We start from the raw sequence: 18,182 nt of genomic DNA on the forward strand, positions 1-18,182 counted from the left end.
TATTTTTTTATTCAGGCTGTGTGTTTGTGTTAATTTGAATACAAATGAACATTAGCAAGTAAACGATTTTTTTCAAAAACTCTTATAAGTTTTTAAAAAAATTAATTTACGCCCTGCTAAAATTAATTGTGTACCCCCATTTACCTATGGAGAACAAAAGTATATTAATTTACAGAAGATACAGCGTTATTAAAAATGGAACCACAAAAGATTAATAAGGGTGATAGAAACAAAATTTACTTCCTGGTCATCGTTATTGCAGCTTTAATTGGCACAAATGCTTACTTGTTTTTTAAAGATCGAAAGCAAAGTGAAAGATTTGTTACAGTTAGCACAGAGAAGGATAAACTTCGGCTCGAGGTAGAAAAGATTGAGGTTGAGCTGGATAAGGTTAATGCATTGAACCTGGATTTAAACGAGAAGCTTGTTGAAGAGCAGAAACTTGCCCGGGTAAAAATCGAAGAACTTAAAGCAGCTTTAGAAAAAAATCAGATTACCCAGGGCGAACTCGACAAAGCCAATGCACAGATTAATGAACTGAAAACATTTGTAAAAAACTACAATGATCAGATTATTCAGCTGCAGAAAGACAATATTTTCCTAAAAAACAGCCGCGATAGTTTACAGAATACCCTAAGAAACATTAGCAGTAAGGCATCGAACTTAGAGAATGAAAACGCTAATCTAAATGCGAAAGTTAAAACTGCTGCGGCATTAAAGCTTCAATCTGCCGAAATTATTGCCTTCAGAACAAAATCAAGTGGCAAAAAAGTCGAAGTAACCAAATCATCTACCGCCGAGAAGTTAAGCGTGCGCTTTAATGTTGTACCTAACCAATTGGCAGAAAAAGGACATCACAACATTTATCTTCGGGTATTCGATCCGGCTGGGAATCTGCTTGCAGACGAGGGAAACCATTTTGAGGCTGATGGGCAGGATATGCAGTTCAGCCACTCTATTTTTATTAACTACAATAACGATGACAGCACCTATGTTATCGACTGGGCAAACCCTAAACCATTTATAAAAGGCATATATACCGTAATTTTATATGCTGATGGCAATACCATGGGCAAGGCTCAAGTGGAACTGAGATAAGCCCCACCTTCTGATTAACCAAATCACTTCCTATTATTTTTAATTTAAGCTAACGGAAAGTTTAAGTAGAACGTTGTTCCTAAGCCGCTTATCGAGGTAAACTTAACCGAACCGCCCGCATTTTCTACCGCCTGCTTAACAAAGGCTAAGCCTAAACCTGTACCTGATGTTTTTGTAGTGAAGTTCGGTACAAATATTTTATCGTGCAGGGCTGGCGGAATGCCTTTTCCATTATCTTTGATTTCGATATATGCATTTTTTGCATCTACATATATAATGATGGTGATGCAACACAAAGTTTCCTCATCAATAGCTTCTATTGCATTTTTAAGCAGGTTGTTAAATGTTCTTAAAAGCTGATCGTGATCGGCCATGATTTCGATGTTCTTCTCAGTCTTGTTAAGCACATCAATGGTTACATTTTCCGTGCTTTTAAATACTTCTCTCGCCTGGTCAATAATCGGCAGTAAAGAAAGGCGCTCCAGATTGGTATCGGGCATTTTGGCAAAATTAGAAAACTCAGAAGCAATTTTCGAAAGGCTATCAATCTGTTCTATAAACGATTTGCTAAACTTATTAAACTTCAGTTCGAAGTTTGGATCTTTTTCTCTCCACGATTTCTCTAACAGCTGAACACCTAATTTTAAAGGCGTTAACGGGTTTTTGATTTCGTGGGCAACCTGTTTCGCCATTTCGCGCCAGGCACTCTCCCGTTCCGATCTGGCGAGCTTAATCGCACTATCTTCTAAGGCCGCAATCATGTGGTTATACTCCTTAATTAAAGAGCCGATCTCATCATGCCTACGCCACACGATGGGCTCGTTCTTTTGCCCTATTTTCGTCTTACTAATACTGTCCTGAATAAAAGTTAAGGGGCTGGTAATTTGATTGGCCAAAAATACAGCCAATACTCCAATAGCCACAAATACCAGGGCATAGAGATTAATCAGGTTACTTACAAAAAGAGCCAGTTTATCTGTATATTCTTCTTCGGTAGAGTAATTTGGCAGGCCGATATAAGCAATTGTTTTGTTCTGTGCGTTCCTGATGGGGGCATATGCCGCAGCGTAAGTTAAGTTGCCTATCTTTTCTTCAGTATTTATAAATTCTGATCGATGCAAGCCTCCTAAAGAAGCAAAGGCAGATGGCCCCATCTTTTTACCGATAATTTTATAATTATAGAGTTTTGGATAAGTGGTCATGATCAGGTTACCGCTCAGATCGTATAGGTTCAGATCCGCGTTATTGATATCAGCAAAATTGTTAAAATCTGCGGCTGCATTCTCATCGTTTGCAATTATGCCATTACTAAAAATCTGCTTTTCAAAATTTTGTTGAATCTTCCTTATTTTATCCTTTAATATAGCATCCTGCTGTCCACGGTACTCATTGTTCATGTAATAATAAGTTCCCCAACCTACAATTACCAGCGTTGCCACAACGGCCAATACGATTGATACCTGGATTCTGGTTTTGTACAAAATTTTATTGGCATTGATCATTAAAGATCTATTGATACTAAACCAGCCAACCTTATCATCATCAAGGTTTTTGATTAGCCATATTAATCCATAAAGTAACAAGGAGAAGATGATAAATATCAGAAAGAAAAACGATAGTGCTGCCAAACGTTCTACATAATCTACCTTCTCTTTGCTGATTACAACCATTTTGCTATCAGTAGGTTTATAAATTAAATGGCTGTAATGAAGTTCATTATCATTACTGGTTATAAAATCATCTTTTTTACCCTTAAAGATGCTACCATCTAAAGGATATGTATAATTTCCAGATTGATTAAGCAATTTATTATTGCTATACAAGGCAATAGAATAACCCTTAAAATCTTCGTCTCTGATCAATTTTTGATCACCTAAGAGATCGGGTAGCCGATTATTGTAATTATACGGCTTCGAGCGGAGTTCGATAATGAGTGTACCTAATAAACTGCCATTATCTACAACGGAGATGATACCAAAGTAATCCTGATAACCAAATGTATTGTTAACCTGATAAAAAAAGTTAGATCCATCAATTTTAACAGAGCCGGCCTCGACCAGCTTTTTATATTTATCAATCGGTGGTGTATCAGCATTTTCTATTGCAGTACCCAATCTATCGTACGGATAGATCTGATAATCATAGCGGTTTAAATAGCCATCCAAATAATCTTTGATGTGATTTTTGAGCACTGCATAACTGCCTTTTCGGTTTTGAGTAAAATAGCTTGTCAGAAAATTATCTTTAACAATTTCATTACCCAAAGTCCCTAAAGCAATAATGGCATTCGGATCTTCTGACGATTGCACTTTTCTGGCCAAAGGCTCGCGCAAACTTCTTTCCTTAATATCTTTATACTTGGTGTATTTAATAGAAGTATTAAAGGCGAGGCAGAAAAACACAATGGCAAACATGCCGATTGAAAAGTTCTTTTCTTTTAAATAAACAGCCCGTGCCACGATAAATAGTACAAGGGCAAAAACGATAAAAAACGCATTAAAATCTGCCACTAGCTTGTAGATAAAAACACTTGCAAAGCCAACTAAAAAAATAATCAACCGCTCTTTATTGCTTACATTTAATTGGCTGCTTACTGTTGCAGAAACAGCGGTTATCAGGTAAATCTGAAACCAAGCCAGACACAAAATTACAATCCCTACCCAGCTGGTTCCACTGAGTTTGAGAATATTAACGATATCAAAATTAATTTTTGAGTTAAAAATCAATCCGAAGAAAATGTCATCGGTATCCCAAACTATCCGACCAATCAATACCATTAATCCAGCCTGAATAATAACTCCAATTATTTTGCTCCGCTTAACCCATCCCGGAAACTTATATTGTTCCTTATGGTTATACATAAACAGGAGTAGCCAGGTGAGTGCAATTACATTTAACAGAAAGTCGCCCAACGAAGGCATCAGGAAATTATCGGCATATATTTTCGGATCAAATAGATCTAAGGTAAACCTGTGGTTAAACCAACCGTAATATAAATCTGTTAACCGAAAGGCCAGGAAGAAAAACAATAACAAAAAAGTACCCCATGCAATGTGTCCACGCCTGGCAATAAACGAACTCAAAGAATTAAAAAACATGCAGATGCACAACATGCCGGCAACAAATAACCATAATTGTATGCCTGAATAATGGGTTTCTGCATATCCTGGTTTAACTTTAAGTCCGAATAAAAACTTATTATCCAAACTTTTTATTACATACACATCCTTATCGGTAAAAGACGCAAACGTTAATATTTTGGTATTTGATAAAATTGGATCGATATCATTTTTAAAATACTTAGTTTCTTTAAAAGGATATTGAGATTGAATGCCAATCAAGAAAATAAAGCTAAAATTACCCTGGGTACTTTTAATCACCTCATACCAGCCGTTATAAAAAAACAAGACCGAACTACCCTCTTTTATTGTAGTTGGATCTATTTCTGCAACTTTATAGGTACTCCAAAACTTAAGTTGGTTATTTTGATAGGTGAGCAGGTTTATGCCGTTGTTTTTACGATAGGTATTGATAAAATCTATCGCATTTTGTGGGCTGAGATGAAACTGTTTGGCCTTGGTAACCTGATCTTTATCGGCCAAAAAGCTTTTTACCGCTTTTTCTTTGATCAAAAGGTTCTGCTGAATCTCTTGCGCATCGTGCTCCAGAAGTTCACTTTTGGTTGTAAACCGACTTAATGAAATAGAAGTTGCAATGAGGCAACAGCCCAAAACAAGCAATAGAAATCTTATTTTTACACCAAAGCTCATTTTCATCTACGGATAAAGATATTAAATATTGATAAAAAACAACGCCATAAACAGCTGAGTTTATGGCGTTGGCACTAATATTCGATTTTGAATAAATTAAGCTATGGCAGCACTACTTGTTTGTACTTCGCGGCTTACCTTTTTAACCAATCCCTGTAACACATTACCTGGGCCAACTTCTACAAATTCAGTTGCACCATCGGCAAGCATGTTCCCTACTGTCTGTGTCCAACGTACAGCACCCGTTAATTGTTTAATTAAATTGCCTTTAATTTCAGTTGGGTCGGTATATGGCCTTGCATCAACATTTTGGTAAACCGGACAAACTGGTGCAGCAATAAGCGTGGCCTCTATAGCTGCCTGTAATTCAATTTTTGCAGGTTCCATTAAAGGAGAATGGAATGCACCGCCTACATTTAACTTTAAAGCTCTCTTAGCACCTGCTTCTGTTAGTTTAGCACAAGCCAGATCAATCCCTTCTATGCTGCCAGAAATTACCAATTGCCCAGGGCAGTTATAATTTGCTGGCACTACCACAGCATCGATTTCTGCACAGATTTTTTCAACTACATCATCAGCTAAACCTAAAATAGCGGCCATGGTTGATGGTTGTGCCTCGCATGCTTTTTGCATGGCATTTGCACGGGCAATAACCAGTTTTAATCCATCTTCAAAGCTCAGTGCACTTGCGGCCACTAATGCCGAAAATTCGCCTAAAGAATGGCCTGCAACCATATCAGGTTTAAAATCATCGCCCAATACTTTGGCTAAAATAACCGAATGCAAAAAGATTGCCGGTTGGGTTACATTGGTTTGTTTAAGCTCTTCATCTGTTCCGCTAAACATAATATCGCTAATGCGGAAACCGATAATTTCATTGGCCTGTTCAAATAATACTGCAGCTTTTGGGTGCTCATAAAGATCTTTACCCATACCTACAAACTGTGCTCCCTGTCCGGGAAAAATATATGCTCTCATTATAATTAGTTTGGCGTATCGCGTTTGGCGGCTAGCGTTTTTATCTATTGCCCTATCTTGATACCTATTACTTTCTACCTGATACTATTAATCTAAACTTGCGGTAATTAACCTTAAAAACTCAGCTCTTGTTTTATCGTTACTTAAAAAAGTACCCGTAAAGGCTGATGTTGTGGTCACCGAATTTTGCTTTTGCACACCACGCATAGACATGCATAAGTGCCTGCATTCTATCACTACCGCAACACCCATTGGGCTAAGGGTATTTTGAATACAATCTCTAATTTCGTTCGTTAAACGTTCCTGTACCTGTAAACGGCGGGCAAAAGCATCAACTACGCGTGGGATTTTACTTAAACCAACAATGTGCCCGTTAGGAATATAAGCAATATGTGCTTTACCGAAGAATGGCAGCATATGGTGTTCGCACATCGAATACACTTCAATATCTTTTACCACAACCATTTGGCTATAATCCTCTTCAAACATTGCACCCTTCAGAATCTCATCTGGCTTTAAATCATAACCATGTGTTAAATATTGCAGCGCCTTAGCCACGCGCTCAGGTGTTTTTAGTAAACCCTCGCGTTCCGGATTTTCGCCCAACTGGCCAAGAATATCTTTATAATGTGTAGCTACAGCTTCAATTTTATCTTCGTTGTAACGGTCTATTTTTACATAACCGTCTCTCGATTCGCCTTTCAATACGTCTTTATCGCTCATTAATTGGGGTTTTTAACCAAAGTATTCAACAAAATTATTTTCGGTCTCGTAGATTTTTACGCAATGTAAAACTGCACCGCTCTCTGCAATCGGCGCCCATAATTGTTTCCAGATTTCTATGGCCAGATTTTCTGTTGAAGCCAACTTGCCTTTCATAAAATCTACATCAAGATTCAAGTTTTTATGGTCAACCTTATCTACCACATAGTCATTCATTACATCTTTCAGCCATTTTAAATCAACAAGAAAACCTGTTTCCGGATTCACTTCGCCTTTAACTGTAACATATAACCAATAGTTATGGCCATGCCAGTTGGGGTTGGCACATTTACCATAAACTTCATTGTTTTTATCATCATCCCAATCGGTACGGGCCAATTTGTGCGCCGCGTTAAAGGATGCTTTTCTCGTTATGTAAATCATTACTATAAAATAAAATGCAAATATACGGATAAAGGTTCAAGCTTAAAGACTAAAGACCAAAGCTTACATAAACTTAAATGAAAACAATCTGCTAACTTTACGTTATGAAAACTTTAGTTGTTGCTGCTACAAAAGCCGAACTCACTTTCTTTTATCAACATTTTAATTTGCCTGATGGAGATTTTGTAGAAAGTAAAAATTTCGATTTGCTGATTACAGGTGTTGGAATGGTAGCAACAGCCTTTGCCCTGGGCAAACATCTTTCATCTAAATACAGTCTTGTGGTAAATTTCGGCATCGCCGGAAGCTTCGATCGGAATATAGCTTTAGGTACGGTATTAAATATTACCGAGGATACTTTTGCCGAACTGGGTGCCGAAAATGGAGACGAATTTTTAACCATAAGCGATTTAGGTTTTGGTGAGAACTATTACACCTCGAAAACAAGCAGAAGCGTTCGGCTACCTGTAGCAAAAGGGATAACCATGAACTGTGTAACGGGAAGCGAAAAAAGCATTAAAAACCTAATCAAGAGGTTAAACCCAACGACCGAAAGCATGGAGGGGGCGGCTGTTTTTTATGCCAGCAAACAGTTAAATATAGATTGTTTACAGATTAGAAGTATATCTAATTATGTAGAACCGAGAAATAAAGACAATTGGAAAATTGGTTTGGCCATTAAAAACTTAAACGATTGGGCCATTGCTTTTGTTGGAGAAATGAACTGATTATGACTGATTAGTTTACCATAGTACTTAATTTTGATTTATGAACCCGACACAATTAAAATAGTTATTTTAATTGTCAGAGGCCCCATCTAACAACTGAAAACAAAAAAATAAATAGATGAAACTTACACTTGGATTTTCTCCCTGCCCTAACGATACATTTGTTTTCGATGCGCTAATTCACCATAAAATTGATACAGAAGGATTAGAATTTGAGGTATCTTATGATGATGTAGAAACGTTAAACCAAAAGGCACTTAAGGGCGAATTAGATATTACCAAGTTAAGTTTCCATGCTTTTGCCTATGTGGCCAACCAATATGCTTTACTCGACGCTGGGAGTGCCCTGGGTTTTGGTGTTGGGCCGTTATTAATCAGTAAGAATCATTTCGATGGAGAAAATGACGCTGAACTGCAAACGCCAGACTCTAAACTAAGGGTTGGAATCCCAGGAAAATACACCACCGCTAATTTTTTGCTGGGAATTGCTTATCCTCATTTACAAAACAAACAGGAGCTTGTTTTTTCAGAGATTGAATCGGCTTTACTTAGCGGGCAGATTGATTTAGGATTGATTATTCACGAAAACAGGTTTACCTATCAGGATAAAGGTTTAACCAAAATTGTTGATTTAGGCGATTACTGGGAAAAACTAACAGGCTGCGCCATTCCATTGGGCGGCATCGTAATCAACCGTAATTTAGACCGCGAGGTGCAGTTAAAAGTAAACCGCTTAATCCGTCAGTCGGTAGAGTTTGCCTTCGCACATCCAAAATCGGGGATCGATTTTATCCGCCAGCATGCTCAGGCCATGGAAGAAAGTGTGATGTACAAACACATCGAATTATATGTGAACAAATATAGCATAAACCTCGGCGAAGAAGGCCGTAAAGCAGTTGATACTTTATTTAAACTTGCTCAAGAGCGGAATATAATCCCTGCCATTCAGGAGGATTTATATATTTAACTACATTTTTTTACTGCCATAAGTCATGCAGGACTTGTTTTACAAGTAGAAATAGTATTTCAATTGCCTTGTAGCTACTTACGTGGTCAGCATCTTTCTTATAACTCGTTGAATTAGATCCTGAAACAAGTTCAGGAGGACGATTGGTCTAGTTAATTTAACTCACCAACAACTTATAACCTTTTCCGTGTACGTTAATAATTTCTACCGTCGGATCGGCCCTGAGATACTTACGCAACTTACTCAAAAACACGTCCATACTCCGTCCGTTAAAGTAATTATCATCATGCCAGATACTTAGCAATGCCTCTTCGCGGGTTAAAACGGTATTCTTTTTCAAGCACAATAAACGCAACAGCTCAGCTTCTTTGGTAGAAAGTTTTTGCTGGTGATCGTTATCGGTAATAATCTGGGTGGTATAATCGAAATGATATTGACCGATAGAAAACTGCGTTTCGGTAGCCTCATCGTTGTTATCTGTTTTATTGGCCACCCGCTTAAACATTGCATTGATACGTAGTAAAAGCTCTTCAATACGGAAAGGTTTGGTAATATAATCATCACCACCTAAATCATAAGCAGCAGATTTATCTTCCAGCATGGTTTTAGCCGTTGCAAAAATAATGGGTACCTGTGTGTTTACCTTCCTAATATCTTTACCCAGGGTAAAGCCATCTTTTTTAGGCATCATCACATCCAGAATACATAAATCGAAGTTCTGCTTATTAAATGTTCTCAATCCATCCTCACCATCGGTGCATAATACTACATCAAACTTGCCTTTTAGCTGCAAATAGTCTTGTAACAATAAACCTAAATTTGGGTCGTCTTCTACCAGAAGTATTTTTTTCATTTTCTTGTTTTTATTCACATGTGTAGCACTGGCCACACTGAAAGTTTGATTCTGAATATGCATAACGGTTTAATTTATGTTGTAGATTAAATTAATACTCCACTATTTTAGCTAAATTAAACCTGTTCTATTTTAATGTATCGATAAAGCAAGCCTTTGTACCGATGTTCAACTGTTTATAAAGGTAAAGATATTTCGAACGTGGTCCCTCTATCTTTTTCGCTACTTACCTTAACGGTTCCATTCAATTTTTTAATTATATCCTGAACATAATTTAAACCTAAACCAAAGCCTTTAACATCGTGTAAATTACCTGTTGGCACCCTATAAAACTGGTCGAAAATCCGTTTAGACTGCTCCTTGGTCATTCCAATGCCTTTATCCGCTATTTCGATAATTAAATTTTTACCTGTATTGCGGGTAGTAATGGTTATTTCTGGTGTATCGCTACTGTATTTATTTGCATTATCAATAAGGTTATAAATTACATTAGACAGATGCAGCTCATCACCGTATACAACCGCATGTTCTGCATCGGTATGCACATTGATAATGGCATTCCTTTTCTGTAATTGCAATTCCATGCTATCCAGCACAATCACAATCAAATCGTTCACATCTACTTCGGTGTTCTCCATTTTAAGCTCACCTTTTTCTAAGCGGGCAATACTTAAAACACGTTCGATATGATTACCTAAACGAACATTTTCATCATAAATAATCCCTGCCAGGCGTTTTAATCTGGTCTTATCTGCTGTCACCTCCGGATCTTTCAAAGCTTCACTCGCAATCATGATAGTAGCCACGGGGGTTTTAAACTCATGCGTCATGTTATTGATAAAATCTGTTTTCATCTCCGAAAGTTTTTTCTGCTTTAAAATAGCATAAAGGGTATACGAGAAAATAAAAACAAGTACCAGTAACAGGCCAATAGATGAGGCGAGCGTTGCACTTAGGTTAGAAATAATTGCCGAATTTTTATTCGGAAAACTAACGAAAAGCATCCCGGGATCGCGAAAGATATCGTTTCCAAACAAAGGTGTTTTATAGGTATTTTCGGGTAAAAATTCTCCTTTAATGTTAGATGCCGTCATATAAATGGTCGAATCTTTTCTGGCTAATGAAATCCGGTAAGACGGTTCTAGTGTAATATTATTGGCAAGGAGTTCTTGTTTTAATAAAACGCCTAACGAATTAAAATTAATGCGTTTATAGATCGGCACATTGGTTTCCTGAAGTTCTTTAGATACATCCTCAACTACACTCGATCGGGTATATGAAAAAGTGTCTTTGCCCAATGCTGCAATTTTAAGCTCTAATTTTTTCCGCTCAATCTCATCTTCACGTTGAAATTTTTTCTGTAAATCGTTAGGGATCTTTGGAACATTTGCAAAACCAGGAGTGCCATCTCTGGGATCAAAAACCAAATACCTTAATGTATCGGGTAAACTTTGCAGGCTTTTAAATTCGAAGGTTTTTGGTGGCGCTGTAAAAGGCTTTGAGCGCATGCTATAACCTTTTAAAATAAGGCTCTTGATATCAATAATCGCATCCATCTGCAAATCTAGTTTGTCGCCGTTTTTCGAACTCAACGACGTATATTCCCTTTCAGAGATTACATTGGGCGCCCGGTAAGATACGCGGATAATACTATCTTGTTGGTTTAGGTAACTTTCGATCTGATTTTCCCTCTCGGCTTGTCGCAGCTCTGCTTCTTGTACATATTGTTGCCGTAAATCCTTAATGTCTAATGCCCGTTGTCTGGAGTCTTGTAACTGCTTCAGTTTATTTTCAGCATCTTTCCGGTTTAAGTGATCGGCAACATTTCTGCGCTGTAGTTTATTTACTACCGATGTTAGCGTTTGGTTTACCTGCTCATCAAAAAGCTGAGATTTTAGTTTATACGATTCCCTGATGTAATACAGCTGCATTACAAAAACACCAAGCAAAGCCACCGTCATTAAAACGGTAATTAACCAAAAACTCTTTTTCTTCATGAACTAGATTGGTTTTAAAATTAAAAAAACCGGAGCATAATCTTCTTAAATCTAAACAGATACCAAAAATACTGATTAGCTAAGTGAAGTGTTTGTTTTTAACATATTTTAACAGCGCTGAGAAGACTTCCGAAGTTTTCGGAAGCACGGGGCCGGGTACACTTCGGAAGTCTAAGCGATGGAGGAACTTAGTATTCTGATGCGGGGGCAAAAAAAATGCCGAGACTAAAGCCTCGGCATGGTTCAAAATTGTTTGCTTAAAAAAGATTCTTTATTTAGAAAGGCAAATCATCATCTTCACCTGGTGCATTGCTTACATCAACCGGAGCTGCATAAGCTGGTGTAGCTGCTGGAGCACCTGCTGCAACTGCATTTATACGCCAAATAACCAAACTGTTAAAATATGATGTTTTACCTGCTTTATCTGTCCAAGGGCGACCACGTAAATTAAAGAAAACTTCAACCTCATCGCCTGCTTTAAATGTATCTAATAATGCAGTTTTATCTTGTAAAGCCTCAAAACGGATATATTCTGGGTATGTTGGATTTTCTGCGTATTCTATTATTAAATCACGCTTTTTAAACGTTTCACTTACTTGTTGTGTGGCACCTACTTCGTGTACTTTTCCTTTAATTTCCATATCTAATACTACTTAATGTACTATAAACATCAAATCTCTATAATTTTATTGATAACTTCGCATATATTATGATGCAAGTTTTCCACAATAAAAGCAAGGTAATCATTACCTGCAACAAGCGCCTTTCGCCCTATTTACAAGATGAAGTTACGGCTCTAGGTTACACCATAGAGAGATCTTTCGCTACGGGTGTTGAGCTCAATATTACCCTTACAGAGTGTATAAAGCTAAATTTGAACTTGCGCTGTGCCAGTCAGATTCTCTACGCCATTAAAAGTTTCAAGGCCATTACACCTGATGATTTATACAATGAAATTGCAGCCATTGAGTGGGAAGAACTGATTGATTTTTCGGGTTATTTCTCGGTAACCTCAAATGTTGATAACCCAAATATTACCACACCACTTTTCGCAAATTTAAAAGTAAAGGATGCAATAGTAGACCGCATGAAAGAGAAAAAAGGCATCCGCCCTAACTCTGGATCTGATGCAAATAAAGCAGTAGTGCATTTATACTGGAAAGATGCAGATGCCGATGTTTTTATGGATACTTCAGGCGAAACCCTTGCCAAACACGGTTACCGTAAAATACCTGGCAAAGCGCCTATGTTAGAAGCTCTGGCTGCTGGTGTTATTTTAGCAACAAACTGGGATAAGAAATCGCCATTTATTAACCCAATGTGCGGTTCAGGAACCTTGGCTATCGAAGCAGCGCTGATTGCAACCAACCGTGCCCCTGGATTATACCGCATGAATTATGGTTTTATGCACATTTTAGGCTACAACGAAGAAGATTTTTTCGCTGAGCGTAGAATTTTAAAAGACCAGGTAATTAAAAATGTCGACCTTAAAATCGTAGCTTCCGATCTTTCGGAAGATGCAGTTGAAGTAACCCGTAGAAATGCTAAAACTGCTGGCGTTGATACCTTAATTGAATTCGAAGTTTGCGATTTTGAGTTAACACCGGTTCCTGAAGATGGCAAAGGTGTTGTTGTTTTTAACCCTGAGTATGGTGAGCGTTTAGGGGTGCACAGCAAGTTAGAATTGACCTATAAACGTATGGGCGATTTTATGAAAACGAAATGCAAGGGCTATTCTGGATATATTTTTACTGGGAATCCTGATCTTGCAAAGAAAATTGGATTAAAAGCTACTAAAAAAGTTGAGTTTTATAATGGTAAATTAGACTGCCGTTTACTAGAGTATGAATTATATGACGGCTCTCGCAGAGCACCGTTAATTGAGGCCTAGTCTTTTTCATTGAAAATTAATATATTACGCTCTCTTACGTACCATAACGTAAAAAATTTTGAAGAATATGGAATTTGATGACATGGACCATATGCCCGAATGGGAGCATTTTAGCCGATTTGGCCGAGATGATGAGGATGAAGAAAATCTATCAAGTGTTGATGCAGAAAAGGTCAGACTAAAAGTGACCAGGGCTAAAAGCCTTTACAACCAGGCAAGAGCCGTATATAAATATGCTGCCCTGTTCTGCGAAACACTGGAAGGAGAGATGGCCGAAATGACCGCTAACTTAATTATGCAGAATGCCCTCATGTTATGTCCTAAAATTGTTGGGGCAGAAGGCGCAGATATGTATATTTTAAGAATGGAAAATGCCTCTATTATCCGAACCAATTGCCGTGAATTAGAAACCCAGGTGAGAGCAGCAGATATGTTCGAAATCTGCACACCAGAATATAAAGACATTGTTTTAGACGAAATTGAAAAATTTCGTCTGCTCTTTATCGAATGGGTTAAATATTTCGAAAAAGACGAATTTGAAGATGACTGGGGGCTATATTAACCCTTAATAATTATTTTATACATTTTCTTACCTCCCACCCTTTCTCTTGTTGATTTGAGCTACATAACGCAACAATGTTCTAAATGTATCATATCACTCCTTTTATCTAAAGCATATACTCACCACAAAAACCTGATTATCAACCAAAAACAGAGCACTTAAACATTTAGGTTATTTTTTTGTTGTAACAATTAGTTCATTAATCCGTTTTGCGTAATTCCCAATAGTGCTAAAATTAATATTTTTAAAAACTGTTGCGGTTAAAGCTTCGTACATAATGAAATAAACATTAAAAAAATTTATCCCCCTTTTATGGAAGATGTATTGGCTTTAAAGACAAAGAATGTTGCCGGGAATATCAGAAAAATTAGAGAATACAGAGACTATACTCAGGATTATCTGGCAGCGAAATTGAAAATATCTCAAAATGCCTATAGCAAAATTGAGCTCGGTTATAGTAAATTAACGATCGATCGTTTGTTCCAAATTGCAGCGATTTTGGAGGTTGAAGTATCTCATTTGTTAACCCTTAACCACAATGATTTAATTAAAATTATTGCTGATGATGAGAACAGAACAGCGGCGGCGAGTTAATACCCCAGGCGCTGTTGATATCATTTTTTTTACCCTGCAAATAATTCCAATACCTTTGGAACAAATTTAGAATTATGCAGGCTACCATTCAAAAAACTATCGATTTTGTTCAGAAAACACTAGCTAATGCCGAGGCAGGGCACGATTGGTTTCATATTGAGCGTGTTTTTAAAACCGCTCAAACCATTAATCAACAAGAAAATGGCGATGAACTTGTAGTAGCCTTTGCTGCATTGTTGCATGATATTGCTGATCCTAAATTTAATAATGGTGATGAAGAACTGGGACCGGATATAGCTGCTTCATTTTTAGCGTCGATAGCTGTTGATGCTGAAGTTATTGCCCATGTTAAACTGATTATCAAGAACATGTCGTTCAAAAATAGTTTTGATGGCACAGGTTTCACCTCAAAAGAAATGCAAATTGTACAGGATGCAGATCGTTTAGACGCCATCGGGGCTATTGGGATTGCAAGAGCATTTACCTATGGCGGATTCAAAAACAGGGTACTTTACGATCCGGCTGTTTTACCCGAAGAACACCTCACTAAAGAAAGTTATAAAAATACCACTGCGCCTACCATTAACCATTTTTACGAAAAACTGCTGTTGTTGAAAGACATGATGAATACTGAAGCAGGGAAAGCAATAGCTATAGAGAGGCACAATTTTATGCTCCTGTACCTGGAACACTTTTATAAAGAGTGGGATGGCAAATAATTAACAACAAGCCATTAAAAATACCTAATAGTAAGTATTCCGAAACCATGCATTAGGACTTAACTTTACAAAAATTAATCCTCATGCATCCTTATAAACTAAAATACCATAAAAATAGTGTTTTGTTAATCGCGATGGTTGGCATTCCTGTATTCTTCATTTCCTTAATGTTGTATTGTCTTTTTAGTTTACCTTCATCGCTTTCCGAAACGTCCACTTTGATATCTGTTTCACTATCGATTATTTTAATGGCACTTCTTTTATTATGGATTACCAAAACGCAGATTTTTGTACATAGTAAAATTTTAATCAGCGAAAAAGGTATAAGCTTTAAATTAAAAAGCACTTCGTTTTTATACCGGAGAACTGAGTTCTTTTCCGGATGGGAAAACGTAACCAGCGTAACCGAGATGTTCGATAACCACAATGGAGGTTACTTTTATCAGATTGAATTTAAAGATCCGGATTTCGTGGCCAACTTTAGTCCGCTTAAAAACCACGAAATAGAAGCCGACCGCTTCTTTTCTGAACTGCAATACTATCAGGAAAGTTATAATATTGCGCATCAATTGCCAATAAGCAGAAGGCTTAACCCTTCGAGCAGCTTTTAATTAACATTATTATTCCAAAATAGAATAGGTTATACAAATCTATTTGCTAATATTTTTAGTTATTAAACTATCTTTGTTAGTAAATATATTCCTATGTTCGACCGAATTCGTGAAAAATTAAATATTCTTGCTGACGCCGCTAAATATGATGTTTCTTGTTCATCAAGCGGCGGCACGAGAAAAAACACCAATAAAGGCCTTGGCGATAGCCATACATCTGGCATTTGCCATACCTACACTGAAGATGGCCGGTGTGTTTCGCTTTTAAAAATCCTCCTGACTAACCATTGCATCTATGATTGTTTATTCTGCGTTTCGCGAAAAAGCAACGATGTAAAACGTGCGGCCTTTACCGTAGATGAAGTGGTAGAACTGACTATGAATTTTTATCGCCGCAACTATATTGAAGGCTTGTTTTTAAGCTCAGGAATTTTCAAAAATGCCGATTTTACCATGGAAAGGCTATTGTTAGTCGTTAAAAAACTCCGTTTGGAACAGAATTACAACGGCTATATCCATTTAAAAACCATTCCAGGTGCCAGCGATGAACTGATTAAGGAAGCCGGCTTATATGCCGACCGGATGAGCATTAATTTAGAAATGCCAACTGAAGCCGGATTGAAGCTTTTGGCTCCCGAGAAAAATCACACCGAAGTAATTAAACCTTTGGCTTTTGTACAACAGCAGATTAGCCAGTTTACTGCCGATAAAAAACTGATCAAACACGTGCCGACATTTGTACCTGCAGGACAAAGCACCCAAATGGTTATTGGCGCCACGCCAGAAAGCGACAAAGATATTATGTACACCGCGAATACCTTTTACAAAAATTTTTCGCTAAAAAGAGTTTATTATTCTGGTTATGTACCCATTAGCAATGACACCAGGATGCCTATACTTGGTACACAACCACCATTGCTGAGAGAAAACAGGTTGTATCAAACCGATTGGTTAATGCGGTTTTACGGCTTTAAAGTGCAGGAAATTTTAAACGATGCCAACCCAAACCTTGATATTGATATCGATCCAAAATTAAGCTGGGCGATTAGAAATATGCAGCATTTCCCTGTAGATATTAATACAGCTGATTATAAAATGATTCTCCGGATACCAGGTATCGGTGTAATGTCGGCCCAAAAAATTGTGCAGGCCAGAAAGTTCGGAAAGCTCAGGATTGACCAATTAAAAAAAATCGGCGTAGCTTATAACCGGGCCAAACACTTTATTGTTTGCCTGGATAGCCCCTATCAGCTAAAAGATTATCAGGGTACACAGATTAAAGCTTTTATTTTGGCCGAAAGCCAGAGCAAATATTTAAAAACAGATAGCAACCAGATGATTTTGTTTTAAAAACGCTACGATCGTCATTCCCAACTTGATTGGGAATCTCAAAGCTACGGCATTAAGATTCCCGCCTTCGCGGGAATGACGGACTAAAATAAAACCCAATGACCTACATTTTCGATGGCACTTTTCAAGGTTTATTAACCGCTGTTTTCGAATGGTTTGAACGTAAGCCTGGAAAAGTTGCGCTAAAATCTACTTCAATTTTTCAGCCTGAAGCTTTTGCAGAAAGTTTTACAGTTAGCACCAACGCAGAAAAAGCAGATCGGGTTTGGGCAGGGCTGCAAAAGAAACTCAAAAAGGATTGGCAGCGTAAATACTATTGCTCCTACTTATCAGAAATACCCGAGGCTTACAACCACCTCTTTCAGTTTACCGTATACATTTTTCAAAATCAATTGGGTGCAGAAAGTAATTATGGCAATCCGCACGTAATTGCACTGGCTAAATATGCCAAAAGTGTAGAAAGGGAAAAACACAGAATGGAAGCATTTATCCGTTTTCAAAAAACTGGTGATGGGATATTTTATGCTAATATAGATCCTGATTTTAATGTACTGCCTTTAATATCCAATCATTTTAAAAACCGTTATGCCGATCAGCCTTGGGTAATTTACGATTTAAAGCGCAAATATGGCTTATATTATAATTTAACAAGCGTTGAAGAAATTACAATCAGCTTTAGCAACGGTACAGATAAGCAAAATCTTGCGCCAGTTTTAATGGACGAGCGTGAGGCACTGTACGCCACCCTTTGGAAAGATTATTTTAAAAGTGCCAACATTGTAGCCCGGAAAAACACCAAACTGCATTTGCAGCATGTACCCAAAAGGTATTGGAAATATTTAACGGAGAAAGTTCCAATTTAGCTAACAAGAGTTGACAAATTAATAGCATACTGGTTCGTAAGTTGTCAACTCTGAA

Annotated in this window: 17 protein-coding genes; 10 read left to right on the forward strand and 7 right to left on the reverse strand. The window is 37.5% G+C overall.

The window, feature by feature from the left end; all coding sequences use genetic code 11:
- Nucleotides 1-195: 195 nt before the first annotated feature.
- On the forward strand, nt 196-1,098 hold the full coding sequence (locus tag ACTJKN_RS21140; RefSeq protein WP_440827728.1) for a hypothetical protein: 903 nt from the start codon (nt 196-198) through the stop codon (nt 1,096-1,098).
- Between the two features lie 44 nt (nt 1,099-1,142).
- Here the strand turns inward: ACTJKN_RS21140 and ACTJKN_RS21145 are convergent, their stop codons facing one another.
- The 4 genes from ACTJKN_RS21145 to ACTJKN_RS21160 form a co-directional block, all read right to left on the reverse strand.
- Complete coding sequence (locus tag ACTJKN_RS21145) at nt 1,143-4,874, reverse strand: ATP-binding protein (RefSeq protein WP_440827729.1); 3,732 nt, start codon at nt 4,872-4,874, stop codon at nt 1,143-1,145.
- A 90-nt stretch (nt 4,875-4,964) separates the two neighbouring features.
- Nucleotides 4,965-5,846 (reverse strand): ACP S-malonyltransferase, encoded by an 882-nt coding sequence (fabD, locus tag ACTJKN_RS21150; protein ID WP_440827730.1) that lies wholly within the window; start codon nt 5,844-5,846, stop codon nt 4,965-4,967.
- A gap of 87 nt (nt 5,847-5,933) precedes the next feature.
- Nucleotides 5,934-6,569 carry a GTP cyclohydrolase I FolE gene (gene folE, locus ACTJKN_RS21155; protein ID WP_426326990.1) on the reverse strand — a complete coding sequence of 212 codons (636 nt, stop codon included), beginning with the start codon at nt 6,567-6,569 and terminating at the stop codon, nt 5,934-5,936.
- Between the two features lie 12 nt (nt 6,570-6,581).
- On the reverse strand, nt 6,582-6,992 hold the full coding sequence (locus ACTJKN_RS21160) for a 6-pyruvoyl trahydropterin synthase family protein (RefSeq protein ID WP_029274209.1): 411 nt from the start codon (nt 6,990-6,992) through the stop codon (nt 6,582-6,584).
- Between the two features lie 104 nt (nt 6,993-7,096).
- Here ACTJKN_RS21160 and mqnB point away from each other — a divergent pair, with 104 nt between their 5' ends.
- Both mqnB and ACTJKN_RS21170 read left to right on the forward strand, forming a co-directional pair.
- Nucleotides 7,097-7,720, forward strand: a complete 624-nt coding sequence (gene mqnB, locus ACTJKN_RS21165; protein ID WP_440827731.1) for a futalosine hydrolase — start codon at nt 7,097-7,099, stop codon at nt 7,718-7,720.
- Between the two features lie 118 nt (nt 7,721-7,838).
- Entirely contained in the window at nt 7,839-8,687 is an 849-nt protein-coding gene (locus ACTJKN_RS21170; RefSeq protein ID WP_440827732.1) for a menaquinone biosynthesis family protein, read from the forward strand.
- A 157-nt stretch (nt 8,688-8,844) separates the two neighbouring features.
- On the opposite strand, the gene ACTJKN_RS21175 is transcribed toward ACTJKN_RS21170, so the two are convergent.
- The 3 genes from ACTJKN_RS21175 to ACTJKN_RS21185 form a co-directional block, all read right to left on the reverse strand.
- Entirely contained in the window at nt 8,845-9,540 is a 696-nt protein-coding gene (locus ACTJKN_RS21175) for a response regulator transcription factor (protein ID WP_440827912.1), read from the reverse strand.
- Between the two features lie 176 nt (nt 9,541-9,716).
- Entirely contained in the window at nt 9,717-11,537 is a 1,821-nt protein-coding gene (locus ACTJKN_RS21180) for a sensor histidine kinase (protein WP_440827733.1), read from the reverse strand.
- A 275-nt stretch (nt 11,538-11,812) separates the two neighbouring features.
- Nucleotides 11,813-12,178 carry a DUF3127 domain-containing protein gene (locus ACTJKN_RS21185; protein WP_029274214.1) on the reverse strand — a complete coding sequence of 122 codons (366 nt, stop codon included), beginning with the start codon at nt 12,176-12,178 and terminating at the stop codon, nt 11,813-11,815.
- 71 nt (nt 12,179-12,249) lie between these two features.
- Between ACTJKN_RS21185 and ACTJKN_RS21190 the strand changes: the two genes are divergently transcribed.
- The 7 genes from ACTJKN_RS21190 to ACTJKN_RS21220 all read left to right on the forward strand — a co-directional run bounded on the left by ACTJKN_RS21190 (nt 12,250) and on the right by ACTJKN_RS21220 (nt 18,127).
- Nucleotides 12,250-13,428 carry a THUMP domain-containing class I SAM-dependent RNA methyltransferase gene (locus ACTJKN_RS21190; protein ID WP_440827913.1) on the forward strand — a complete coding sequence of 393 codons (1,179 nt, stop codon included), beginning with the start codon at nt 12,250-12,252 and terminating at the stop codon, nt 13,426-13,428.
- 67 nt (nt 13,429-13,495) lie between these two features.
- Complete coding sequence (locus tag ACTJKN_RS21195) at nt 13,496-13,990, forward strand: hypothetical protein (protein WP_057933225.1); 495 nt, start codon at nt 13,496-13,498, stop codon at nt 13,988-13,990.
- Nucleotides 13,991-14,302: 312 nt separating this feature from the next.
- Nucleotides 14,303-14,584, forward strand: coding sequence for a helix-turn-helix domain-containing protein (locus ACTJKN_RS21200; protein ID WP_029274217.1), 282 nt, complete (start codon nt 14,303-14,305; stop codon nt 14,582-14,584).
- Nucleotides 14,585-14,658: 74 nt separating this feature from the next.
- A complete protein-coding gene (locus ACTJKN_RS21205; RefSeq protein ID WP_440827734.1) occupies nt 14,659-15,303 on the forward strand; it encodes an HD domain-containing protein in 645 nt (214 codons plus the stop codon).
- 83 nt (nt 15,304-15,386) lie between these two features.
- Nucleotides 15,387-15,914, forward strand: a complete 528-nt coding sequence (locus ACTJKN_RS21210; RefSeq protein ID WP_440827735.1) for a hypothetical protein — start codon at nt 15,387-15,389, stop codon at nt 15,912-15,914.
- 93 nt (nt 15,915-16,007) lie between these two features.
- Nucleotides 16,008-17,264, forward strand: a complete 1,257-nt coding sequence (locus tag ACTJKN_RS21215) for a putative DNA modification/repair radical SAM protein (RefSeq protein WP_440827736.1) — start codon at nt 16,008-16,010, stop codon at nt 17,262-17,264.
- Nucleotides 17,265-17,362: 98 nt separating this feature from the next.
- Nucleotides 17,363-18,127, forward strand: a complete 765-nt coding sequence (locus ACTJKN_RS21220) for a TIGR03915 family putative DNA repair protein (RefSeq protein ID WP_440827737.1) — start codon at nt 17,363-17,365, stop codon at nt 18,125-18,127.
- The last annotated feature ends 55 nt before the right edge of the window (nt 18,128-18,182 follow it).

This window comes from Pedobacter sp. 22163 (assembly GCF_052045595.1).
Taxonomy (GTDB): Bacteria; Bacteroidota; Bacteroidia; order Sphingobacteriales; family Sphingobacteriaceae; genus Pedobacter.